17 protein-coding genes are annotated in these 23,383 nt (G+C 46.3%); 10 read left to right on the plus strand and 7 right to left on the minus strand.

Translation table 11 applies throughout. From position 1 onward, the window contains the following. Positions 1 to 21: 21 nt before the first annotated feature. From AAGR14_RS15345 to AAGR14_RS15360, 4 genes are all read right to left on the minus strand, one after another. Positions 22 to 1,104: an efflux RND transporter periplasmic adaptor subunit gene (locus AAGR14_RS15345; RefSeq protein ID WP_342645114.1), complete on the minus strand. Its 1,083-nt coding sequence runs from the start codon at positions 1,102 to 1,104 to the stop codon at positions 22 to 24. Then, the gene (locus AAGR14_RS15350; protein WP_342645115.1) at positions 1,094 to 4,357 is read right to left on the minus strand and encodes an efflux RND transporter permease subunit; all 3,264 of its coding nucleotides are present in this window, start codon (positions 4,355 to 4,357) and stop codon (positions 1,094 to 1,096) included. Before AAGR14_RS15350 ends, AAGR14_RS15345 begins: the two co-directional genes overlap by 11 nt. A 7-nt stretch (positions 4,358 to 4,364) precedes the next feature. Continuing rightward, a complete protein-coding gene (locus AAGR14_RS15355; protein ID WP_342645116.1) occupies positions 4,365 to 5,756 on the minus strand; it encodes a TolC family protein in 1,392 nt (463 codons plus the stop codon). A gap of 87 nt (positions 5,757 to 5,843) precedes the next feature. Beyond that, positions 5,844 to 6,218, minus strand: coding sequence for a hypothetical protein (locus AAGR14_RS15360; protein ID WP_342645117.1), 375 nt, complete (start codon positions 6,216 to 6,218; stop codon positions 5,844 to 5,846). Positions 6,219 to 6,360: 142 nt separating this feature from the next. Here AAGR14_RS15360 and AAGR14_RS15365 point away from each other — a divergent pair, with 142 nt between their 5' ends. The 5 genes from AAGR14_RS15365 to AAGR14_RS15385 all read left to right on the plus strand — a co-directional run bounded on the left by AAGR14_RS15365 (position 6,361) and on the right by AAGR14_RS15385 (position 12,116). Beyond that, the gene (locus AAGR14_RS15365; RefSeq protein WP_342645118.1) at positions 6,361 to 6,927 is read left to right on the plus strand and encodes a Crp/Fnr family transcriptional regulator; all 567 of its coding nucleotides are present in this window, start codon (positions 6,361 to 6,363) and stop codon (positions 6,925 to 6,927) included. Positions 6,928 to 7,029: 102 nt separating this feature from the next. Continuing rightward, entirely contained in the window at positions 7,030 to 8,097 is a 1,068-nt protein-coding gene (locus AAGR14_RS15370; RefSeq protein WP_342645119.1) for an SDR family oxidoreductase, read from the plus strand. Positions 8,098 to 8,193: 96 nt separating this feature from the next. After that, a complete protein-coding gene (locus tag AAGR14_RS15375) occupies positions 8,194 to 8,976 on the plus strand; it encodes a 2Fe-2S iron-sulfur cluster-binding protein (protein ID WP_342645120.1) in 783 nt (260 codons plus the stop codon). Positions 8,977 to 9,004: 28 nt separating this feature from the next. Continuing rightward, complete coding sequence (locus AAGR14_RS15380; protein WP_342645121.1) at positions 9,005 to 10,009, plus strand: xanthine dehydrogenase family protein subunit M; 1,005 nt, start codon at positions 9,005 to 9,007, stop codon at positions 10,007 to 10,009. After that, entirely contained in the window at positions 9,999 to 12,116 is a 2,118-nt protein-coding gene (locus tag AAGR14_RS15385; RefSeq protein ID WP_342645122.1) for a xanthine dehydrogenase family protein molybdopterin-binding subunit, read from the plus strand. The genes AAGR14_RS15380 and AAGR14_RS15385 overlap by 11 nt, the downstream gene beginning before the upstream one ends. Positions 12,117 to 12,171: 55 nt before the next feature. On the opposite strand, the gene AAGR14_RS15390 is transcribed toward AAGR14_RS15385, so the two are convergent. Continuing rightward, complete coding sequence (locus AAGR14_RS15390) at positions 12,172 to 18,759, minus strand: alpha-2-macroglobulin family protein (RefSeq protein WP_342645123.1); 6,588 nt, start codon at positions 18,757 to 18,759, stop codon at positions 12,172 to 12,174. A 377-nt stretch (positions 18,760 to 19,136) separates the two neighbouring features. Between AAGR14_RS15390 and AAGR14_RS15395 the strand changes: the two genes are divergently transcribed. After that, complete coding sequence (locus AAGR14_RS15395; RefSeq protein ID WP_342645124.1) at positions 19,137 to 20,096, plus strand: hypothetical protein; 960 nt, start codon at positions 19,137 to 19,139, stop codon at positions 20,094 to 20,096. A gap of 78 nt (positions 20,097 to 20,174) precedes the next feature. Here the strand turns inward: AAGR14_RS15395 and AAGR14_RS15400 are convergent, their stop codons facing one another. Both AAGR14_RS15400 and AAGR14_RS15405 read right to left on the minus strand, forming a co-directional pair. Then, on the minus strand, positions 20,175 to 20,339 hold the full coding sequence (locus AAGR14_RS15400) for a lmo0937 family membrane protein (protein WP_342645125.1): 165 nt from the start codon (positions 20,337 to 20,339) through the stop codon (positions 20,175 to 20,177). Between the two features lie 556 nt (positions 20,340 to 20,895). Then, positions 20,896 to 21,147, minus strand: coding sequence for a hypothetical protein (locus AAGR14_RS15405; RefSeq protein WP_342645126.1), 252 nt, complete (start codon positions 21,145 to 21,147; stop codon positions 20,896 to 20,898). A 387-nt stretch (positions 21,148 to 21,534) separates the two neighbouring features. Between AAGR14_RS15405 and AAGR14_RS15410 the strand changes: the two genes are divergently transcribed. From AAGR14_RS15410 to AAGR14_RS15425, 4 genes are all read left to right on the plus strand, one after another. Next, on the plus strand, positions 21,535 to 21,999 hold the full coding sequence (locus tag AAGR14_RS15410) for a DUF5683 domain-containing protein (RefSeq protein WP_342645127.1): 465 nt from the start codon (positions 21,535 to 21,537) through the stop codon (positions 21,997 to 21,999). 45 nt (positions 22,000 to 22,044) lie between these two features. Further along, positions 22,045 to 22,431, plus strand: coding sequence for a hypothetical protein (locus tag AAGR14_RS15415; RefSeq protein ID WP_342645128.1), 387 nt, complete (start codon positions 22,045 to 22,047; stop codon positions 22,429 to 22,431). Positions 22,432 to 22,562: 131 nt separating this feature from the next. Further along, positions 22,563 to 22,796, plus strand: coding sequence for a hypothetical protein (locus tag AAGR14_RS15420; RefSeq protein WP_342645129.1), 234 nt, complete (start codon positions 22,563 to 22,565; stop codon positions 22,794 to 22,796). 164 nt (positions 22,797 to 22,960) lie between these two features. Then, positions 22,961 to 23,323 (plus strand): hypothetical protein, encoded by a 363-nt coding sequence (locus AAGR14_RS15425; protein ID WP_342645130.1) that lies wholly within the window; start codon positions 22,961 to 22,963, stop codon positions 23,321 to 23,323. Positions 23,324 to 23,383 lie beyond the last annotated feature (60 nt).

Raw genomic sequence — 23,383 nt, forward strand, 5'->3', positions numbered from 1 at the left:
TCATCCATCAACAAACACAAGCTATTTAATTTCCTGACCTTCTTTTAATTCATCGCCGGGGTTGAGCACAATTTTATCTCCGGCTTTCAGGTTACCAAATACCTCGGTATTAGTGTCGTTTACAATGCCTTCTTTTATATCGGCATATACGGCTTTACCGTTAATTACTTTAACCACGTAAATCCTTTCGGTAGAGCGTACAATAGCATTGTTAGGTACCAGTAGCGATTTTGCTCCAAACAGCAAAGGCACCTTCACCTCGCCATACATGCCGGGCTTTAGTTGCTGATTTTTATTGGCTACATCAATCTCAATAGCCTCCGACCGCTGCGAGCTTAACGCATTAGATGACCGGCTGATGTAGGCTTTGTTAGACTGGCCGGGCAGCGCGTTAAATACAAACGTCACCGGCTGCTTCAGGTCTACCTTTTCAACATAGTTTTCGGGTATCATTACCTCCAGGCGCAGCTTGCGGGTACCCTGCAACACCAGCATGGGCTGGTCGGTTGATTTGCCTGGCCCTACCAGCGCCCCTGCCGATACATTACGTTGCACAATCATGCCATCAAACGGTGCCCTGATGTTTAAATAGGCCTGCACATCTTTAACAGAGGTTGCATTAGACCGTTCGGACAAGGCAACCGCCTCATCTGCCTTCATTTTAGACGACGCGTTATCCAAGTCGAGCGGCGACACCGCCCCTTCTTCTTTAGCAGCTTCTTTTAACCTGCGGTACTTTTCGCGGCTGGCGTTAGCAGCTTCCTGCGCCTGCAGGTAGCGGGCATTAGCCGATTGTACCTGCGATGCCATCTCTGGCGCCTCCAGCGCGGCCAGTAATTGCCCTTTATGAACTATGGAGCCGCGGTCAACATTCAGTTGCTTCACAAAGCTGTTTATTTTAGCAAATATATTTACCTCATTAAACGGCTTAAGCTGCCCGGGCAGCCTCACGTAGCTAGACAGGGCCTTTTCAGTAACGGTGGCAGTTTCCAACTTATCGTCGGTTTTTGCCTTGCCGGCAGTAATATCAACCGGCTTATCAGCGTGCGAGCACCCAAAAAGGGTTGTCGCAACAAAGGCTATAGTGATTAATTTATACTTCATGGGTTTCGGGATGATTTACGATTAGATCTGTAGAAGATGATGAGTTTTCGGGCATGAGCGATGGCGAATTGTAGGTGGTTTTATTTTGCACCCAGGCAAACACCAAAGGCAAAATAAATAAAGCCGCAATGGTAGAGGCAAACAGCCCCCCAATTACCGCCCGGCCCAGCGGTGCCGATTGCTCGCCGGCTTCGCCCAGGCCCGATGCCATGGGTATCATACCGGCTATCATGGCCAAACTGGTCATTAAAATTGGGCGTAAACGGATGGAAGCACTGGTTACAGCCGCCTTAGTAGCATCGCGGTAATCCAGGCGCAGCTTTTCGGCGTTGGTCACAATCAGGATAGCGTTGGCTACCGATACCCCTACCGACATAATCATGCCCATATAGCTCTGTAAGTTAAGCGTTGAGCCGGTAAGCAGCAAAGCGCCGATAGAACCTAATACCACTGCAGGCACAGTTGATAATACTGTGAGGGATAATTTTACAGACTGATAGTTAGCTGCTAACAACAGGAAGATAACCAGAATGGCAAACAGCAACCCATTCTGTAAACTCGACATTGTATCGGTTAACAAACTCGACATCCCTTGCACCTGCGTAACCACACCCTTAGGCGGCTTGCCCAGGGATTGGATGGCCTTTTGTACGGCAGACGTAGCACGACCTAAGTCTTTATGATGGATATTGGCGCTCACCGTCAGGTAACGCCTTGGCCCCATACGGTCGTACTCGCCCGGAACATAAACCGTTTTAAAACTGGCAACATCGCCCAGTACGGGACTGCTTTGCCCTTTAATTAAAGGGATTTCGCGTATCTCGTCCATGTTGTTCATCACATACTCAGGTATCTGCACTTGTACCTGGTAGGTATTAGCGGCCTTTTCGTCCAGCCACTGGTTTTTTTCGGAAAAACGGCTGGATGAAGTACTGGCTGTTACCGAGCGCGATATCTCGCTTACACTTAAACCCATCTGCGCCAGTTTGAGCCGGTCGAGCGTAATTTTTACTACCGGGAATTTGAGCGGCTGGTTAATCTGCACGTCACGCAGGTAATCAACTTGCTTAAGTTTATCTACCAGTTTATTGCTGTAAGCCTCAATTTGGCCCATATCCTTACCGGCAACGGTTACCTCAATAGGCGTAGCAGCGCCCTGACTCATAATTTTCTCGGTCATGTCAATCGGCTCAAAGGTTACCCGAAGTTCCGGTATGGCGTAGGCAATGTTCTTTCGCAGCGCTTCTTTAAAGTCGTCCATATTTACATGGTAATCTTCGTCTAGGTTTACTTGTAAAATGGCCTCGTGCGTACCGGTGTTAAATACATATAGGTTACTAACTCCATAACTGCTCGGTATCAAACCTACATAACCCGAACTGATGGCTACATGATGATTGGAGGTACTATCAATGATTTTTAAAACCTGCTTCAGCTTAGCTTCGGTTCGCTCCAAACGGGTACCGTCTGGCTCTTTAATGCGGATCTGGAACTGACCGTTGTTTAGCTTCGGCATCATATCTTTACCGATTATCAAAAAGCCCCCTAATGCCAAGGCCAGCACCACCAACAAATACACCGGCACAATCAGCCGCTTGTTCGGCATCCAACGGTCTAAGATTTTTACAAAACGCAGCTTAATCCGCTCAAACAAATCATTCTCCTGCGGGTGTTCTTGCTCATTTTTTAAATGGCTTTGCACCTGCCCGTTTTCTTTAAAGTCTAATGCCTCGCCGGCATGGGCGTGCAGCTGCCCGTGGTGACCGTGCTGGTATTGCTCGGCATTGATGAGCCAGTTGCTGAGTATCGGCACCAGCGTTTGTGCAATAATGTATGACACAATCATGGTTAAGCCAATGGCTAACGACAATGGTAAAAACATAGCCTTAGGCACACCCGTCATCAAAAACGAAGGTGCAAACACAGCCAGTATACAAAGCAGGATAAGCAGCAGCGGGAAAGAAATTTCCTCGCAGGCGTCATAAATAGCTTCCTTTTTACTTTTGCCCATCTCCAGGTGCTGGTGTATGTTCTCGATGGTTACCGTGGCCTGGTCAACCAAAATACCGATAGCTAGCGCCAGTCCGCTTAAGGTCATGATGTTGATGGTTTGCCCAAAAAAGCCCAACAGCATCACCCCGATAACGATAGACACCGGAATGGTAATCACCACAATTAAGCTACTACGCCAGTCGCGTAAAAACAGCAGCACCATCAGCCCGGTTAAAATAGCACCCAGGCCGCCCTCAGTAAGCAAGCTTTTTACGGCGTTGATTACAAACACCGACTGGTCAAACTCGTACGATACCTTAACATCATCGGGCAATAAACTTTGTATATCCGGCAGTTTACTTTTAAGCGCCTGTACCACCGCCCAGGTAGAGGCATCGGCGGTTTTAACCGCAGGGATGTATACCGAGCGTTTACCATTAATTAAGGCATAGCTTACGGTCACGTCGGCACCGTCAGACACTCTCGCTACATCTTTGATAAACACCGGACTACCATTTTTGCTGATAACAGGGATGTTGCCAAAATCATCCACGTTGCCAATCAGCGAGTTCATGGTGGTTACGTACATGGTGTTATCCATGCGCAGGTTACCCGAGGGCGACATCACATTGTACTTAGCCAGCGAGGCTACCACTTCGTCGGGTGTTAAACTGTAGCTCCGCAGTTTGTTAGGGTCAACATTAATGATGACCGAACGCGAGTTGGCCCCGAACGGCGGCGGCGCGGAAAGCCCGGCTACCGACGAGAACGTAGGCCGCACCCGGGTGGTGGCCAAATCGTAAATATCTTTTAAGCTGCGGGTTTTTGAGGATAGCACCAGCTGCCCTACCGGCAGCGATGAAGCATCAAAGCGTAGTACCTGCGGCGGCAACGCACCGGGCGGAAAAAATTTCATGGCGCGGTTTACCTGCAAGGCCACCTGCGCCGAGGCCTCGCCCATATCGGTCCCCTCGTAAAAGCTTAACTTTAGCAGGGTAAGCCCCTGTATATTTTTACTGGTGATAGATTTGATACCGTTGACGTACAAAAACTGGTCTTGCAAACGGGTAGAAAAGAAGCCTTCCATCTGCTGCGGCGACATCCCTCCGTACGACTCAATAACGTACATAGTAGGCATATTGAGCTGCGGGAATATATCTATCGGAATTTTTATTGCACTAAGCACCGAAAAAAGCAGCAGGCTGATGGTAACAATCACTATTGTAACCGGCTTTTTCAGTGCGGTGGTAACCATTGACATAATTATATTAATTTAACTGGTTAAGAACTTGACTGACCTGATTTTCGGTAATGGCCTTTTGAAAAAGCGCCTGCGTGTAACTGTTTTTGGCTGATATAAAATCGGTTTCGGCACGGTATAACAGGTTTAGCGCCGCATTGAGCTCAATAATATCGGTGAGCCCGCTTTTATACAGGGCAAACTTTTGGCGGTAGGCGGCATTTGCGGCCTTTACCTGCCGCGGTATTTCCTGCAAACGTTCCAACGCGGTAGCCACGTTGGCATCAGCCTGGCTGGCGTTTGCCGCTAACAACACCTTTTGCTCGTTAAGTTTAGCCAGCGTATACTGCGACGTAATTTTTTGGGTGTTGAGCTTTAGCTGCCGGCGCTTTAAATCGAACAAATTATACGTGATGCCCAAACCCACTACATAATTTTCGCGCTGAAAGCCCCAGCCGTTATACAGACTGGTAAAGCCGTTGTTTGCATCTAAACTGGCGGCACGCCCCCAGGCAGCGGCCTGCAATGATATTTTTGGATTATAACTCTTTTTTACCAGGGCTTCGCGCTCCAGGCTATTGTCGTACAATGAGCGGTAATACCTAATGAGCGGATGGTTAGCCGTGTCGGGCATCAGCAGGTTGCCGCTCACAGAGTGTAAAATCAAATTATTTTCGGATACGGTATCGGGTACAATGCTGTTATATGGCATGCCGCTGATAACCGCCAAACGGAGCTGGATCTGTTTAACCTGGTTTTTAAGTTCGATGTAGTTTAAGCGCGATTTAGATAATTCGGCTTCGGCAATACTGGTATCTACACCGGCCCTGATGCCGCTGCGGGCCAGCGCCCTGATAGAACGCCTGATTTCCTGGTTACGTTCAATATTACGCGCCTGCACCGTTAAAAAAGCCTGCAGTTTGAGCAGTTGCAGGTAGTTATCAATGGTATAAGCCTGCAGGTTATACTTTGATGCTGCAAACTGGTTCTTTTGTACATCAACCTCGGCTTCGGCTACTTTATTCTGCGCCTTGTAGGCACCGAAATTATAAAGTTCCATATCAAAGGCGGCAATGCCTAAGTTAGACAGTACGGCCGTGGTATTGCTCTCGTTGCGTACACCGCGATTGTTAGAGGGCACAATGCCGAAACCGAAGTACGCACCGCCCACATTGTTATTGGTACCTATATTGGCCTGGTAATTAAGCTTTATATTAGGTAGCCAGTTGTAGCTAGTTTCGCGGGCCTGGGCTTCTTTAATCAGTATGGCCGACGAGTCGGTAACCAGCGTGGGCGCGTTGGTGGCTACCCGGTTCAGCAACTCATTAAGCTTAACGGTGCTGTTTGGATTTTGCGCATATAAGGGGCCGGCCACCAGCAGCAATAATGCCAGGCACCAGCCATGTTTAAAACAAAACATGTATTTAAAAAACTATTGTAGATAAAAAGGATATTGTACTGCCATCAGGCAGTTCATTTTCTGTAGATGAAAAAACTTCCTTTTAAATCAGATAGTAAATTGCCGGGTAAGCAGATAAATGGGCTCTGCCGAGGTACGGAAATATCGTTGAGACCGTAAAAAGCGGTTAACAGTGCTGATGCTTAAAATTGCGAACAGCGAATATAAGCAGGCCAGTAAGGCATTAATGGTAAAAGCAAACTCGCGGGCCTTGTTACGTAGCAGGGTCTGAAAAACTACGGATTTGGCTGCCACCTCTTCCATAAATTCAGGCTTGCGTTTGGCAAATACTTTAACCAGTACATTGGTTTCGTGCGGACTCTCGTGCAAAGCGCTGTACACGCCAAAGCCCACAAAGGGTTTCGCAATAAAAAATATTGCGGCAATGGCTAAAATCAGCTTATATGTTTGCAGTTGGTTCACTTTAGCATTAATACCTTTTACAACGGATAAAGTTGCAGCTATTTTATAAAAATGCTACTGAGTAACATGAATGTTGCATTTATTAATTACTGATTGAATTTAGCAGTAACTAAGTTAAATTCACGACGTTTGCATATCAACTATGGAACATTTATTACGTCAGCAAATTGAAAAAATTGTAAAGCTAACTGATGATGAATTTACGTTTGCGCTTTCGCATTTTACACCCCGCCAATTTAAGAAACACCAGTATGTAGTGCAGGCAGGTAACGCTGCGCCAAACGATTACTTTGTGCTGGAAGGCTTGCTCAAATCATTTTACCTGGATGAGCAGGGCAAGATGCACATTTTGCAGTTTGCCATGGAGGACTGGTGGATATCAGACCCGCAGGCTTATCACAACCAAACGCTGGCCACGTTAAACATCGATTGTCTGGAAGACACCTCTACCCTTTATATCTCCATTGATAACCGCGAAAAACTCTGCGCCGACCTGAAAAAGATGGAGTACTTTTTTATGAAGAAAACTACCGCCGGTTACATTGCCCTGCAGCGGCGTATTTTATCATTAATGAGCCAAAAGGCCGATGAGCGCTACCAGCAGTTCATCAACCTATATCCTTCGTTACTGCAACGCCTGTCCAAAACGCTGGTAGCCTCCTATCTGGGAATTTCGCGCGAAACCCTGAGCCGCATCAGCGCGGTTTGATGTGACATAGGTCACGGTTATTTTGTGAGCTATGTCCTGTGCAGGCCGTTACACAATTGCGACTATTGCGTGTTTAGTAATTACACACAGAAGTAACTCAACATGGATAATATAGCATTAGTAGTAGGTGCCAGCGGCATTACCGGCAGTAACCTAGCCGAAAAGTTAATTGAAAAAGGATGGACCACCTACGGTTTGGCCCGTAACCCGAACACTAATTTGCCTGGCTTACAACCTATAGCAGCGGATTTGCTACAGCCTGAAAGTTTAACAGAAGCATTGGCCGACATTAAACCAACCCACGTGTACATCACCAGTTGGATGCGTAACGATACCGAGGCAGAAAACATCCGGGTGAACAGCCTGATGGTACGTAATCTATTGCGTGCCTTATCGGGTAAAGGCTCGGTACAGCACGTGGCCCTGGTTACTGGTTTAAAGCATTACCTCGGTCCGTTTGAGGCCTATGCCAAAGAAGGGTTTTTGCCAGTTACACCTTTGCGCGAAACGCATCCCCGTTTAGACATTGAAAACTTTTATTACGCACAGGAAGATGAAGTGTATGCCGCTGCCGAACGCGATGGTTTTACCTGGAGCATACACCGGCCGCACACCGTGATTGGCAAAGCCGTGGGCAACCTCATGAATATGGGGACTACCGTGGCCGTTTATGCCAGCATCTGTAAAGAAACGGGCAGGCCTTTCAGATGGCCCGGATCACAAGCCCAGTGGAATGGCTTATCGGATGTTACAGATGCTAGGGTACTGGCCGAGCAGCTGATTTGGGCATCTACCACTGATGCCGCCCGCAACCAGGCCTTTAATATTACCAACGGCGATGTTTTTAGGTGGAGTACGTTATGGCACCAGTTAGCGGGTTGGTTTGGCATTGAAGCAGTCGGCTATGATGGCACAACGCATCCGCTTGAAAACGAAATGGCTACTGATGCCGACCTATGGCGTAATATGGCCGCTCAATACCAGTTAAAAGAGCCCGATTTAAACCGGCTGGCATCACCCTGGCATACCGATTTGGATTTGGGCCGACCAATTGAGGTGATGACCGATATGTCTAAAAGCCGCAAGCTGGGCTTTACCGTTTACCAAAGTACCGAAGACTCTTTCTTTGACCTGTTTGCGCAGTTGCGGAACGAACGGTTAATACCTTAATTTATTTTTTACTCCGATTGGTGATAAGCGTCGTTTAGCGCAAACCGATAATGCGTTGGTGTGTTACCCACTTACATACCAACGCATTACCTCCTGATGAGCGACGAAAACCAAAACCCCGACCTTACCGACGACGAAAAGAGACTATTTGCCGACCTGATGCCGGAAGACCTGAACGAAATAATGGATTCCGGTTTTAACCGTCGACATTTTTTAAAGCTGATGAGCGTTGGCGGCGCCACTGTACTGGCGGCTAATTTGTTGGGTGCCGAACAGGTACTGGCACGCCCCTTGGCACCCGAAGAGGCCGCGACAACCGCAGCGATTGAAAACGGCGTCAAGATATCCTTTAACATTAACGGCGCTACGCGCAGCCTGACGGTAGACTCGAGAATGACTTTGCTGGACACTGTGCGGGAAAGGTTGCAGCTCACCGGATCTAAAAAAGGATGCGACCACGGGCAATGCGGTGCTTGTACCGTAATGATTAACGGGCAACGGGTGCTATCATGCCTTACCCTGGCTGCCACCTGCGAGGGTAAAACCGTTACTACCATTGAGGGTTTAGCCAATGGCAACCAGCTGCACCCCATGCAGGAGGCTTTTATTAAACACGACGGTTTTCAGTGCGGTTACTGCACGCCAGGCCAAATATGCTCGGCCGTGGCTTTATTGGGCGAAGCTCAAAAAGGTGATGCAAGCTACGTGACATCTAACATTAAACAAACCGGTGCGGGGCTGTCTTTATCTGAGGATGAAATCAGGGAAAGGATGTCGGGCAATATTTGCCGGTGCGGGGCTTACCCTAACATTGTGGCTGCCATTATGGAGGTACAATCGGGTAAACCGGTAGAACAGCATTTCAATTTTGCAGGCTAAAACCAAGGTATATTTTAACTAAACCATTATGAGACCATTTAAATATACCCGAGTCGATTCCCTCAAGTCAGCTATCAAAGAGCTAAACGGCAATGCACAATCGCGCATACTGGCCGGCGGCACCAACCTGCTCGATTTGATGAAGGAGGACGTGGAGCGACCGGAGGAATTAATTGACATTACCCACCTGCCATATAGTTCTATAAGGTCACTATCGCAAGGTGCTGCTAAACCCGGCGTTTTGTTAGATGCTTTGGGCAAAAATGCGGGAACCGCCAATCACCCGCTCATCCGCAGCCAATACCCTATGCTAAGCCAGGCTATATTGGCCGGGGCGTCGGCACAAATACGTAATATGGCCACCAACGGTGGCAACCTGTTGCAACGCACACGCTGCCCTTATTTTTACGACGTAGCCATGCCCTGCAATAAACGCACACCTGGTTCGGGCTGCGGCGCTATGGAGGGATTTAACCGTATGCATGCCGTTTTTGGCTGGTCGGACAAATGTATTGCTGTACACCCCTCAGATATGGCAGTAGCCCTGGCCGCATTGGATGCTAAAGTTTTGGTACAAAATCGGTCGGGCCAGCAAAGGCGCTTAACTTTTGATGAATTTTTCCGGCTGCCTGGCGATGCCCCGGAGAAGGACAACAACCTGCAACACGGCGACCTGATTACCGGCATCGAGTTACCGGCCAGCAACTTTGCCGACCATTCTTACTATGCCAAGGTGCGCGACAGGTCTTCTTACGCTTTTGCACTCATATCGGTAGCGGCAGGTTTTCAGCTTAACGGTAAACAAATTAGAGATGTGCGCATTGCCATGGGTGGCGTGGCGCATAAACCCTGGCGGGCCTTAACAGCAGAAAAAATGCTGAAAGGTAAAGAAGCCAACGAAGCCAATTTTAAAGCAGCCGCCAAAGCCGAAATGGCCGCCGCTAAACCACACGAATACAATAAATTTAAAATAGAACTGGGCGAGCGCGCTATTGCACTGGCATTAACCAAAGCACTTAATTATGGAAGCTAATCCAATTACCGGCACCCCGTTAAACCGTATTGATGGTTTGCTCAAAGTAACCGGTAAGGCTGCCTACGCTACCGATTACCCGGTTAAAAACCTGGCTTATGGTTATTTATTTAAAAGCACTGTAGCGTCGGGCACTATTACCCAGATTGATGATGCCGCAGCCAAAAAAGCGCCGGGTGTAATTACCATCATCACCCATCTTAATGCGCCTAAGTTGAACGTAAAAGGTGGCTTACGGGGCGGCGCTTTGCTGCAAGGCCCTGAGATAAAATTTAACGGGCAGCACATCGGCATCGTAGTGGCCGAAACATTCGAGCAGGCCCGCTATGCCGCCCGCTTAGTTAAAGTGCAATACAGCAGTGATGCCCAGGCCAAAACAGATTTCGAAAAGCTGGCACCCCAAGCCGTGCCTGCCAAAGAGCCCGAAGTACGGCGCGGCGATATAGACTCGGCCATGGCCGGTGCACCGATTACGGTTGACCAGGTTTACGAAACACCTATTGAGCATCACCACCCCATGGAGCCACATGCTACCATTGCCCTATGGGAAGGCGATAAACTAACTTTATATAACAGCTCACAAATTGTTAACGGTGCGCAAAGTGCAGCCGCCAAAACGCTTAATATCGCGCCAGAAAATGTGCGTATCATCACCCCTTACATAGGCGGTGGCTTTGGTTCTAAAGGCGGCCAGTGGGCTAACCTGGCGCTGGCAGCCGTCGCGGCAAAAATGGCTAACCGGCCTGTGCATTTAGCGCTGAGCCGGCAGCAAATGTTTAACTCGGTGGGTCTGCGGCAGCACAATATCCAGCATATTAAACTGGCAGCCACCAAAGACGGTAAGCTACTTGGCTTAGGGCATCAAACCACTACGCACACCGCTATTGATGATGAATATACTGAGCCTTGCGGCGATTGCTCAAAAGTACTGTACGCGGTACCGAATGCACTCATCAATTACAAGGTAGTGCCTATGAACGTAATTATGCCCACCTATACCCGCGGACCGGGCAAATCAACGGGTAGCTTCGCGCTTGAGTCGGCTATGGATGAGCTGGCTTATAAGCTGAAAATGGATCCTATTGCTTTAAGGCTTAACAACGAACCAGCACAGGATCCTACCACCAGCAAACAATGGTCGTCGCGTAAGCTGGTAGAATGTTTAAAAGAAGGCGCCAAGGCATTTGGCTGGGATAAGCGCAACCCGCAGCCCGGCCAAAATATACAGGGCGATTACCTGGTGGGACATGGCGTAGCCTGTGGCACCTACCCAGCCAAGCAGCGCGACAGTTCGGCTGTGATTAAATTAAGCAATGATGCCGGCAAGGTACAAGCCGTGGTAGAATTAGCCGCTGCCGATTTAGGAACCGGTACGTACACCATTCTGGCCCAAACCGCCGCGGATGGTTTAGGGCTTCCGGTTACCCAGGTGCAGATTAAACTCGGCGATTCGGATTTACCGCCGGCGGCAGGTTCAGTAGGTTCGGTGGGTGCCACCAGTTATGCCAACTCGGTTAATGATGCTTGCTCTAAAATAACCACGGAACTGATGATGAAATCGGGCAAGCAGTTTTTTGTGCGGCCAACCGCAGCACAATTAATGGCCTCGGAGCGGCTGAGCACTTTTGAAACGCGGATGGATGCCAAGCCGCTTGCCGATGCCGACAATTACTCGGCCCATAGCTTTAATGCCAACTTTGCCGAGGTTTGGGTAAACCGCTATACCGGCATGGTTAAAATAAAACGTTTATTAGCGGTTACCGCAGCCGGCAAAATTCTCAACCCTAAAACAGCCCGTTCGCAGATTATTGGCGGCAATGTTTGGGGTATAGGCATGGCCCTTACCGAAGAATCGGTTATTGACCCGCGCTGGGGCAACTTCATCACCCGGTCTTTTGCCGATTACCATGTACCCGTAAACCTGGATGTGGGTAACCTTGACGCCATCTTTATTAATGAGGACGATAAGCACGCCAATAAATTAGGCGTTAAAGGTATTGGTGAAGTAGGTATTGTTGGCGTAGCCGGCGCCATTGCTAATGCCGTATTTAATGCTACGGGCAAACGGGTTAGAGAACTGCCTATTACGCCTGATAAGCTGATCTAATATCATAATCCCCGGTGCATTCTTGAAGCCACCGGGGATTTTTACAATACAACTATTACTTACCTATCGCCAATCTCCTGCCCTCGCTGTGCGCACTAAACTCGGGAGCATACACACTTTGTACGGTGCTTATGCCAGTAGCAAACTTACCGGGCTGTGCTACCCGAAGCTCGTACTCAAACACATAACTACCTTTATTTAACCTGCTGATAAAGAAGTTAGTGGCTACATCTTTAGTAACCTGGTAGTAGTACAACCCGTCCTTGTATTTATAGTCCGACAATACATCTACGGGCTCGGTGCCTGACGGGCGCATGTCTTTTAAGTGGACATAGTCATAATCTCGGCCGGCTTTGAGGTAAACCACCACTTTAAGCAAATCGCCCACTTTGGGCTGATGCCGGGCATCAACCTCGGTAACTACCTTACCCTGGGCGTCTGTTTTTACAATAAAGTATTTACGCTCCAGTTTCAGGTCGGCGGTTGCAGGTGTAATTTTATCCAGTTGCTCAGTGTATTGCCAGTACAGGGCTCCCCAGCTTACCGTTTTACCATTGTTGCTTATTTGTACTTTGCCCAGCGCAGGCTTAACTGCTTCGTTGGCCCAGCTTGTTTTCAGGTAACCGGTTCCGGCCTCGGCTTTAAGGTCAGGCTTTAGTTCAGTCAGCGGCTTACCACCCAGGATGATAGCCGGCAAAACATCATCAGTGGTAAGCAAATCGGTGCCTTTCATCAGCAGGGCATAACAGGCAGCAGCGGTGGCTTTGGTGGTGCGCCAGTTGGTGGTTTGCTTGTTGCGCAGCAGCCATATCTTCATCTCCTCTACCGCTTTAGGGTTGCTGCCGGTTTCGGTAAATAGCTCAATGAGCAAAGCCTGCGTTTCTACCGGCGACTGGTACCAGTACCAGCCTGAGCGGTTTTCAGGCCAGTACATGCCCATATCCTCGCTTTGCTGCGCCCGCTCTAAAAGCGACCTCGTGATGGCTTTGGCAATTTCGGGCTTGCCCAGGCGCTGCATGGTTAATGCAATCAGAGCCTGCTGATAAATATCCTGCCGCAGCCACAATTTAGCAGCTTTGTTTAGGTATTTGGCACGGAGGTCAGTTAGTCCTTCACTCAATGGTTTGTCTTTAAAATAACTGCGGGCGTACCAGGCGTGGATGTCGATGGCACTCAAATAATCGGCACTAACGCCCGGAAGTTTAGCATCGGCTAATATTTCGGCATCGAGGTAGGCAATGGCTTTGCCTGCGATGTTGTTTAATTTTTGATCACCGGCTATCCCTATGTAATTTAACTGACCGATACCTGCCACAATGTGTTGGGTAATGTAACGGTCGGCCGTGTTACCGCCAAACCACGGGAAACCACCGCCGGGCAGCTGTTTGCTTTGCAGCTTGTTTAAAATCTGCTCCTGCTCATAGGTCAGTTTGTTTAGGTCAAACAGTAAGGCAATGCGTTTTTTCTGCTCCGCTTCGTCCATGGCATCGCGCAGCCAGGGTGTTTCCTCGAGCAGGGCTGTTTTCAATTTCTGATTTTTTTCCAGGTTAGATAGTAGCTCTTTGCTGTCAGCCGCTTTCCAGCGCTCAAAAATAGTTTTGATGCGCGGGTTGTTGTTTACAATAGCGGCCGACAAGCTGTTAGACAAATACCGGCTAAACGTTTGCTCCGAACACTCGTACGGAAACTCCATTAAATAAGGCAAAGCCTGCACGGCATACCAGGCCGGGTTCTGTGTATATTCTAACGTCAGGGTTTTATTAACCAGCGTTTTGCTTTGCTCATTAACCAGCTTGTCAAAACTAAATGCTTTGCTTTGCCCTGAGCGTACCAGCATCGGCATACTTTCGGTAACCAACATGCGGTTTGGTAAAACGGGCACCGTGTTTTCTTCGCCATCGCCGGCGGTGCTGCTGCTCGCTGTTAGGCGATAGGTCAACGCATCCAGTCCTGTTGGAATAATCACTTTAAAAGATATAGCCTGGTTGGTGTTAGCCGCCAAATCTACGCTTTGGTTGGCATCGGCAGGGTTGGCCAACAAACTTACCGGCTGCATGCTTATGGCATTAAACAACTGCAAGTGCACCTTGGCCTTTACCGGCTGCAAATCAAGATTACTTACCCTGGCCGACACGGTCACGGTATCGCCCTCTCTTAAAAAACGGGGCATGTTAGCACTAATCATCAGCCGTTTTCGGGTAATCACATCCTGCTGCACAAAACCAATGGCCAGTTGAGGTGTGTGTGCCAACGCCCGGAAATGCCACTTGGTAAGTGCCTCCGGGATGGTAAAATCAATGGTGACCTGCCCGTTCTCATCGGTGTGCAACTGCGGGTAAAAGAAAGCGGTTTCGTTAAAGTTTTTGCGGATAACGATGGGCAGTTTGCTTTGCGCACCGGCCTTTGTAGTTACCACCACCACGCCGTTAGCCCCCCGTGCACCGTAAAGCGCAGTAGCTTTCGCCCCGTTTAAAACATCTATCGAAAGAATATCATTGGGGTTGACGGTAGTCAGTCCGCCTTGTTCGGTTATTACGCCATCAATGACAAACAATGCCGCATTACCTGCAGCAATAGAGCTGTTACCGCGTAATGTAATTTCAGTTCCGGGCGAGCTTGATAGCTCTCTTAAGGTAACCCTATCTTGACTTATAGCCACACCAGGAACAACACCCGCCAAATACCCATAAACTGTCGATACAGCCCCTGTTACGTTAGTCCTTTTTTGAACGCCATAGTTAACCACTACCACCTCATTTAGCGCCTTTCCGTCTGGCTTAAGCTTTACATTTACTGTAGCCGACTTAGTAATCTTGACTACCTGGTTGGAATAGCCAATAAAAATAAATAAAAGTGAATCTCCGGCAGGCACTTTAATTTTGTAAAAACCTTTTGAGTTAGTGCTTGTACCAATGCTGGTTCCATTAATACGAACCACTACTCCCGGAACCGTTTGTCCGCCTTCGTCAGTGACTACGCCACTGATATCGTAACCATTTTTTATCAGGGCAGCGTTAGACTTATAAACTGTTTCCAATCTTAAATCATCGGTTTGATAGCTTATTGCGCGCCTTAGCTTATTTAGATGGTTATGATAAATACTATTATAACCACCAAAATAATTGTAGCCCAACCAATCAATCTCCTCATATTGACGGCTTACCGGGTTAAAATAATTTCTGTTGTTTATAAAAGATTGTGTCACGCTTTCATCGATAAAACGATTACCACTCCAGGTATAATACCGGTGTTGCCTATTAGGTAACTCTAAAGCCGGTTGCCAGTTTCGGGGTGGTGCAACGTCATCCAGCGAGGCATCGTACATGCTGGCCAGCACCTCGGCCTGTTGCTTATCGTTTTTAAAGCCGCTTACCTGTAACTTCCACTGCTCCTTTTGGCCGGGCTGCAACAAGTTACGAAACGAGGTTAGCTTTACATCCAGTTGCTTTTCGGGATGCTGCATCAATATTTGCTGGTAGCTGCTCAGTAACCGGTTATGATACAACATCAGGTATTGCATAGCCACGTTATCACTGTCTTTAAAGGTAACGGGCACCTTGAGGCTTTGCTGCCCACGGCTATGCATCCAGTCTGACGACACCATTTTAACACCGCGATACCGCTCGGCCAGTATATAAGCATCAGTTCCGGTCCCTGCCAAGATTTCGGCCTGTTGGCCTGCCTTTACGTAAGTTTTTACCGGTACGAGCCAATTGGCGAGTGCAGCAGGCTTGCCCGAGCTTTGGAGCAAATTGATGTATTGCGTTACCGCTGCCGTATCGCCGTTTGCAGCAACCGCTTTAATAATTACGCGGTATACACCGCCAGGCTGCTTATATAATTCGGTTAAGTTTACCATAACGGGCCTATTGCCCGGCATCTCAACAAAACGATTACCAAGCGTTGCACTTACCAGCCAGTTATTATACTGGTCCTGATTACGGTAAGCATAGTCGGGAAATTGATTTTGATATTCGGAAGCGCTTAACGTATAATATTCGGGCTCGGCCCACAAACGGTTAATGAACAAGCGGCCGGGACTTTGCAGCGCATACACCTGTACGTGCACCCTGCCTTTTAAGGGCTGATTATTTAACGTGGTTAGCCTTACCGGCACCTTAACCGAGTCTTTGGCCCATTGCAATCCGGGTATTGATGCCTGCAGGCTAATGTCGCGCGTACCAATGCTAAACCTGGTATTTCCTGAATGTGTTTCGCCGCTGGCATCGGTTACATCGGCCGTTACCTGGTATTGGTGTATAGTATTGGCCCCTGCCCGCTCATCGCCAGGCAAAGCTTTGAAACGTATAGTGTAGTTGCCTTGCGCGTCGGTAGTAACGGTATCTGTAGCGACCTCTACCGGCGGCTGGTAAGCGTACCTGTTATTAAAACCTTTGCCCTGTGTATTGGCAAATGTAACCAGGTTTGATGTACGCTGAACGCGGTAAGCCACGCGGGCCTGCGTTAGGCCATAACCGGCAAAAGCCATCACCGTGCCTTTTATTCTAACACTGTCGTTAAAACGGAAAGTCTCTTTTATATCTTTAAATTCTACCTTAAACGTAGGCCGTTTATACTCTTCTACCTTAACCGTTAAATCGCCATCATCAGTATAAAGCTCAAAATCGCCAGGAAGAATATTTTGAGGGATGATGAAACTACCGGCGAAAGTGCCAAACTCATTGGTGGTAAACTTTACTTTCTGCAACGTTTTTCTGTTAGCACCTTTCAATTCCAGTTCAATTTCTTCACTCGCTTTTATCTTAGTCTGACGATTAAATGTTTCGATGCGCAACCCTTTAAAATACATAGTTTGGCCGGGCCGGTAAATCTGACGGTCGGTAAACAAGATGGTTTTGGCTTCAGGCTCAACATCGTCATTGTCGCTTTCGCTTCTTATGTATTCTTCTTCACGGGTCAATGTGTCGTTACCCCAAACCAACCGAAAATTAAAATTGCCGTTTTGTTGGTTGGGAATTAAATATTTCCCGTTCTTATCGGTTTTGCCCTCATAGGTTTTTCTAAACGTTTCGTTACGCTTTAATTTTTCTGAATACCTACTACCATAACCTTCAACAGTTATGTTAATACCACTCATCGGCTTGCCAGAATAGCGGTGCATCACCAGCAGTTCAAAGTCCTCTTTGGGCGTAGTGCGTACCGTGTAAGCAAGGTTACTTACCGAAAATGAGGCGTATTGCTTAAAGCTCATCTTAGTAGTATCGGCACCATTAACCTGTAAAACGTACCGCCCTGCCAGCATGGCATCCAGTTTAAACTCTGTGGTATGAGTACGGTAATCGATTTTGCCAGGCAAGGTTACCAACTGCTGTTGCACGGGATTTAATAGCTTAAAAAATTCCCGTAATTTTTGCTGATATTGCTTCGGCATCATGTCCGACTGCCAAAGTTCCTGAAGTGCTTTAGTATACATCACCTGGTATTCTTGCATTTGCTTTACTGAAAGCCGGAATACTTTCACCTCTGCGGCAGTTACATTTTTATAAGTCATCAAAGCCAGCATAGGCCTGCCGGGTACGTTATCTTCTTCTACCCTGGCCGACAACGTTTTTTCATCTAACTGCGACAAGCCGGCTGCCGCGTTTTTGCCGCCAATGCTTCCCGGAAAGCGCTCTTTAGCTGTCGTGTAGGCCTTGTGTGCATCAATGAGACTGTTGTTGGCCTGGTAGTATCGGCCCAGTAAAACCCAGGCATCCGCACTGATGGGCTTATTGTTAAATTTCTGAGTGATGGTTTTCAGGGCGTTTTCGTACAGTGAATCCTTTTGCGCCGTGGTGCTTTTGTTGTACACCAGTTGCAGGCGCTTCAAATCTACATCCGTTAAAGCTTCGGCATTGTTATCATCCAGATGCAGCCGGGTAAGTTGCTGCAGCAGTTTGATGCCCTGGTAAAGTATGGCGGTAGTGTCGGTACTTTTTAATTTTAAAAACGCAAATGTACGGCTGTCGGACAGCAGTCGGTCATCGTTCAGGTTAAAGGCATCACGCGGGCGATTCAGGGATGATTCATCGCTCAGATAAAATTCGAGGGCGCGGTGGGCCAGCAAATCGTACAAGGTGGGCCGCAGGTAGCGGGTATTTTTGTCGCCTGTTAAAACATCGTCAAGTACGCTTACTGGTGTACGCTGCGATTGCGAAGCGTTGGTTAGCGAAGCCTGGTATAAGGAACTCACTTTGGCCAACAACGTGGCCAAATCCCAGCGGGTAAAGTCCGGATCGGGTTTCAGCAGACGGCTTCGCTCTTTCATCTGCCAGCGGTTTTGCTGATAGTATCTCCAGTAAGTTTCGGCCAGGAGCGATTGTAAAACGGGCTTGCCCGGGTAACCCGACCGCCTAACATCATCTTTAAGTGTATTGATGTTGGTGGCCAGTACATTTTCCTTAAGGTAAGCCTGAAAGGTAAGGCGGTAAATAGCAGCCCTGATGATCTGCGCGGCGCTACCGTTTTTACGGGCTAATTTATCAAGCTTACCTACCTCAACCAAAGCCGATTTAGGCAAACCATGTGCGGAAAGGGAATCTATGCGCGAGCTGATTTGCAAGTAATTATTTTGAGCCAATGCCGGCAATAAGCTGCAGCAGAATAGCACCAGGCAGGCCAGTTTGAGGTATAGGTTGCGCATATAACAGCGGATATAATGTGGACAGAAAGGTAGTAAATTTTGAACGCTAACAGTATAGCGGTGATTACAAAAAATAAGGCAGATGCTTTTCATATCATAAGGATGCCGGCAAGCTCTTGTTTCCATAATTTCTTTTTACTTTTTTGTATGGATGCCCGAATGTTCTGTATATCAACCTTTAACATACTAAGTAGACTCGCTAATAAGGTCGTTTTTTTGCAGTCGGGTAAAACTTACCCAAACAGACACCGCTACCGAGGCATACGATAGTTCAACTCAATTTGGTAACAACAAGCAAACATCGCTTCTCCATCAAGCGTATTGCGATTTTGCCTTTTTAGGCTTATTTTGGCTGCCAGACTACGTTGTTAAACACTATGATATTTTTGAAAAGGCTGCCCGTATTTTTAACGACAATGCTGGCTGTAATGCACCTGTTAACCGCCTGCAGGCAAAGCCCGCCAGCCCAAAAAACAGCAGCTTCTAAAAGTGTTAAACCTGTTAAAAAAGTATCGTTTAAAAAAGTGCATGGTATTGCTTTTACCGAGGTGCGCCGGGAGTATAACAACCGTTTAGGCTTTAACAACGCAGGCTATCATCTCGAACCCGAATGGCAGGTGACTTTTTTATCGGACGATACGGTAAGAATTTTCAGTATCGTGCTACAGAAATTTATTAAGCAGGAGGTTATTTTAGATCACGGTTCGGTAGTTAATGTAGCTCACTCGTGGCTTAAAGTAAAACACCTGAGCAAAGACAGTATCATTTTTCAGGTGCTGTACGTGCGCAGCATGCACATTGACGAAGATAACAGTAACATTTACATGAAGCTGTACAGCAACGATTACATCAAAAATGTACTGCACACTACCCCTGCCCGGCTGCAGATACCACCACGCCGCGATACTTTGCTTGTACAAAAAATGGTAAGTGAATCTTTAAAGGACATCAATAAAGCCTTTGCCGCAACTGATCCTGTAGTGATGCAAAGCTTGAGCAAAAATGTAACGGTTAAGAAAAAACAATTAGACAGACCCAATCCACTAACCAACGAATTTGTGTCAGACAATTACCTCTCGCCCGAGTACACCATAACCATACACAAAGCTTACGCAGATTTTTCTGATAAAATGCAGTTAATCGTGGACGAAAAAGGTAAACTGCATTTTGCCAAGCCGCTAACCGTAATTTATGACGATGAGGAAAACCGAATTAAAGTAATGAAAGGCATTGTAAGCGGCTATCTAAGTTATTATGTAAAAACTTATCCTGGCAAAACATTAGGCATGCCGCACCCAAGCCGTATTATGGTAAATGTTGAAGGTATAAAAGATTAACGTTGAACGTTTTTAAAAGCAAACGGGGATGCGTCTTGTAAGACGCATCCCCGTTTGCTTTTATACTTACAGTAGCGCTTATACTACAGTAGTTGATGACGGGCCTCTGAACATGCCTAAAACTAAAGATATAATGGCCAGCACCAGTAAAATGTGGATTAAACCTGATACCGAATAGGCAAATACACTGATAGCCCATCCAATAATTAAAACTACAGCGATAATATACAGTAATGATCTCATGGTAGATAATTTTTAATGTTTGTAGTTAACAAGGATTCAAAATCGTGCCAAAAGCAAAAATTTTTATCAAAAATAGAATGCCAACATTTGAAAAAATCCAAGACCTACCGAATTGATCGGTTTGAAAAAGCTTATAAAAAGCAAAGCCCCCTGATGGGCAGGGGGACTTTTACTAACCAATTATAAACCTAAATTATGAGAAGAGCTGTAGGAGAAGGAGTCGAACCTTCATGGAGTGGTTATGCTTATTGCTAAACGGTTCCCAAACTCTCCGCCACCGGGACAAGGAGGTGTGTCTGCCAAATTTCACCATCCTACAGTGTTTTTTCTTTTTGTTATTACAAATGTAAGGTAATCACCAATACCTTGCAAATATTTTATTAAAAAAATTTAATTATTATAAAATCATCAAAATTATTGCAAGTCATTTATCAACCCACTAAAAACAGGCATGATACCATCGCTTCTCTTACCACATTTTTAATGTCAAGTAAAAGTTTAGTTGGATCGCTCTGCTTATTTTTTGTTGATTCGTGATTTTGTCTTTATTATTAACTCAACTGGCCGGCCCTTTATTTTCCCAATGGTCTTTTATAATTGCTCCATCTGGTCCGGTTTGTAGCCGACGAGCAAAACGTTCACCTTTAATTTGGCCTTTTTCATCTTTTTTGCCTATAAAAAGTAAAATCGGCCTGCCTGCATCATCCGTTTTAAATGCCAAATCATAGCGTTTAAAGGGCATTTCAATAAGGGTTAATGGCTCATAACTTTTGCTCAATAACTTTTGCAACTCCTCTCCTATCTTCATCACTTTCATCCTTTTATATAGCAACCTGCTCAGCAACGGATAGTTTAAGATAATTATAGATTGATCAATAAGCACTCGTAGGGTAATATATACTTTGCGCTTATAAATGTTACAATAAGGCCTAAGAAAATACTGTTTATACTTCTGCATAATAAGCCTCATTAAGCTGCGTTTAAGCTCAACACTTAAACACCACAATTTAATGATTATCAAAAATTTATTGCCGCTGCTGGTTAGTGTTCTTTCTGTAAGCGTAATAGTTGCCGCTCCGGCTTTACCGGCGGATTCCATTAAAACATCGGTTAATTCAACAAAAAAAATCATTTTAAAAAACGAACGCTACCAGATTCGGCACATAGTCCGCTAATTGCCGTAAAGCGGTCGGCCATGCTACCTGGTTACGGCCAGTTGTATAACCACCAGTGGTGGAAACTACCTGTAATTTATGCTGGTTTGGGTACCCTGATAGGCTCAGCCATTAATAATTACCGTTACTATAAGCAACATCTCACCGTTTACAAATACTACCGCAACGCGACACTTGTAAGTAAAGATATGCCCGAATACCAGTTGTATACTGATTACAAGAAAACAGGAATTACTTTAAACCAGTTGGAAAGTGCTGTAAATGGTGCACAACGCGATACACAATTTTACTATCTCTGTTTTGCCGGTGCATGGGGCTTACAAATTATTGATGCTTATATTGATGCAAAATTTATTCATTCTTATTCTATGAGTCCTGACCTGAGTGTAAAATTTAAACCTAAATTGCATATGCAGCCAACAAGTGCTGATGCACTTAATAAAGCCACGTTTACACCAATGCTGTGCATGAGTGTAAATTTCTAAACATTTGTTATGCTCTACTGTAATCATCAATAAGCGCTTAAATATATGACTACCCTTAAAATTTTTGGATTAGTAATGGTATTAGGCCTGGTATCATTTAATGCATCTGCACAAAGCCGCGAGGTTCCGGGAGTATCTCCCATCATCAGGCCCGGCTCCACAGCATTAATGCAATATCATACAGTGCCTAAATTTACAGTTATACAGTCGGGCAACCAGCAGTATTTGATTAGCTCAGAAGGTTTGAAGCACATGAAAGCTGATTGGGTAACTACCGTCAAAATTTTGAAGGACAGTAGCTCAGTAAAGCCATATGGCATTGCAGCTGCTAAAGGCGTAGCTATTTGCGTGCTGGACGATGCCTACCACCCAGAGGCCATAAAGACACTCAAGCCATGGTTAACTCCATTCAAGCCAAAAAACAATAGTTGATTAATGACAAAGCGGAGCGACTAACTACATTTTAACCAAAATGTTACACAAACGGGTTAAAATGTGCTGGTTTCAACAAACAAAACCAATATATTTTAAGTTTAGGATTAAACAAACTAAACTTATTTATTATGGCTAAGGCTAAGAGTGAGAAACCTGCATCGAGTGGTATTACTGCATATTCGGTAAAAACCAAAACTAAAAACGTACCAATGGTTGACCCAGTTATCGACGTTAAATCGGGACGTTACATTGCAACCGGCAAAGATAGCGACGGCAACAAAATGGCTGCTATTATGAGCAAAGCCACTGCCGAAGAACATATCAAAAGCGGTCATGCTAAAAAAGGTGCTGGCTGGGAGTAATTGTTACTCAATAACAGTTAATACGCACCGGTAGCATTAGCATACTTTATAGAGAGCAATCTGGATATTCAGGTTGCTTTTTTTTGCATAATTAAGACGCCGCTATTTCTTTTAAATTAAACAATTTTAATTTATATGATGTTCTTTTTCTCAAAGACATCATCATGAATAAGCCCATCACTCGTCAACAACACGGCGGTATCGACTATGCCTACAGTGCCGCCGTTGCCATCTTGCCCGAACTGCTAAAATTTAAAGAACAAAAAAGCGCTACAACACTTTGCCGTGCACTGGCTGGTGGTGCGCTTGTGTATAGCCTGCTCACTAAAGCAGAATGGGTTGCTGCTAAAATTATTTCTTTCAAAACTCATTTGCTGATCGATTTTACTACAAGTTTGTTTGCCTTAGGTGCGCCCTGGTTATTGGGCTTTTCGGCCAATGCTAAAGCACGTAACACGTTGGTAAGTGTTGGGCTGGCCGGATTAACTGCATCGCTGCTCACTCAACCTACTGAAATGAAGCCGTAACTACTTTTATGATACAGCACTGATATTTAGCTGCCAACATAGTTCATTATTATATGTTGC

The organism is Mucilaginibacter sp. CSA2-8R, from assembly GCF_038806765.1.
Taxonomy (GTDB): Bacteria; Bacteroidota; Bacteroidia; order Sphingobacteriales; family Sphingobacteriaceae; genus Mucilaginibacter.

Excerpts from the sequence above, each read along its gene's own strand:
- AAGR14_RS15425 (WP_342645130.1), top strand. The coding sequence starts at position 22,961 with ATGAATAAGCCCATCACTCGTCAACAACACGGCGGTATCGACTATGCC.
- AAGR14_RS15420 (WP_342645129.1), top strand. The coding sequence starts at position 22,563 with ATGGCTAAGGCTAAGAGTGAGAAACCTGCATCGAGTGGTATTACTGCA.
- AAGR14_RS15390 (WP_342645123.1), bottom strand. The coding sequence starts at position 18,759 with ATGCGCAACCTATACCTCAAACTGGCCTGCCTGGTGCTATTCTGCTGC.
- AAGR14_RS15380 (WP_342645121.1), top strand. The coding sequence starts at position 9,005 with ATGAGACCATTTAAATATACCCGAGTCGATTCCCTCAAGTCAGCTATC.
- AAGR14_RS15410 (WP_342645127.1), top strand. The coding sequence starts at position 21,535 with ATGCTACCTGGTTACGGCCAGTTGTATAACCACCAGTGGTGGAAACTA.
- AAGR14_RS15400 (WP_342645125.1), bottom strand. The coding sequence starts at position 20,339 with ATGAGATCATTACTGTATATTATCGCTGTAGTTTTAATTATTGGATGG.
- AAGR14_RS15355 (WP_342645116.1), bottom strand. The coding sequence starts at position 5,756 with ATGTTTTGTTTTAAACATGGCTGGTGCCTGGCATTATTGCTGCTGGTG.
- AAGR14_RS15345 (WP_342645114.1), bottom strand. The coding sequence starts at position 1,104 with ATGAAGTATAAATTAATCACTATAGCCTTTGTTGCGACAACCCTTTTT.
- AAGR14_RS15385 (WP_342645122.1), top strand. The coding sequence starts at position 9,999 with ATGGAAGCTAATCCAATTACCGGCACCCCGTTAAACCGTATTGATGGT.
- AAGR14_RS15415 (WP_342645128.1), top strand. The coding sequence starts at position 22,045 with ATGACTACCCTTAAAATTTTTGGATTAGTAATGGTATTAGGCCTGGTA.
- AAGR14_RS15365 (WP_342645118.1), top strand. The coding sequence starts at position 6,361 with ATGGAACATTTATTACGTCAGCAAATTGAAAAAATTGTAAAGCTAACT.
- AAGR14_RS15395 (WP_342645124.1), top strand. The coding sequence starts at position 19,137 with ATGATATTTTTGAAAAGGCTGCCCGTATTTTTAACGACAATGCTGGCT.
- AAGR14_RS15350 (WP_342645115.1), bottom strand. The coding sequence starts at position 4,357 with ATGTCAATGGTTACCACCGCACTGAAAAAGCCGGTTACAATAGTGATT.
- AAGR14_RS15375 (WP_342645120.1), top strand. The coding sequence starts at position 8,194 with ATGAGCGACGAAAACCAAAACCCCGACCTTACCGACGACGAAAAGAGA.
- AAGR14_RS15405 (WP_342645126.1), bottom strand. The coding sequence starts at position 21,147 with ATGAAGATAGGAGAGGAGTTGCAAAAGTTATTGAGCAAAAGTTATGAG.
- AAGR14_RS15370 (WP_342645119.1), top strand. The coding sequence starts at position 7,030 with ATGGATAATATAGCATTAGTAGTAGGTGCCAGCGGCATTACCGGCAGT.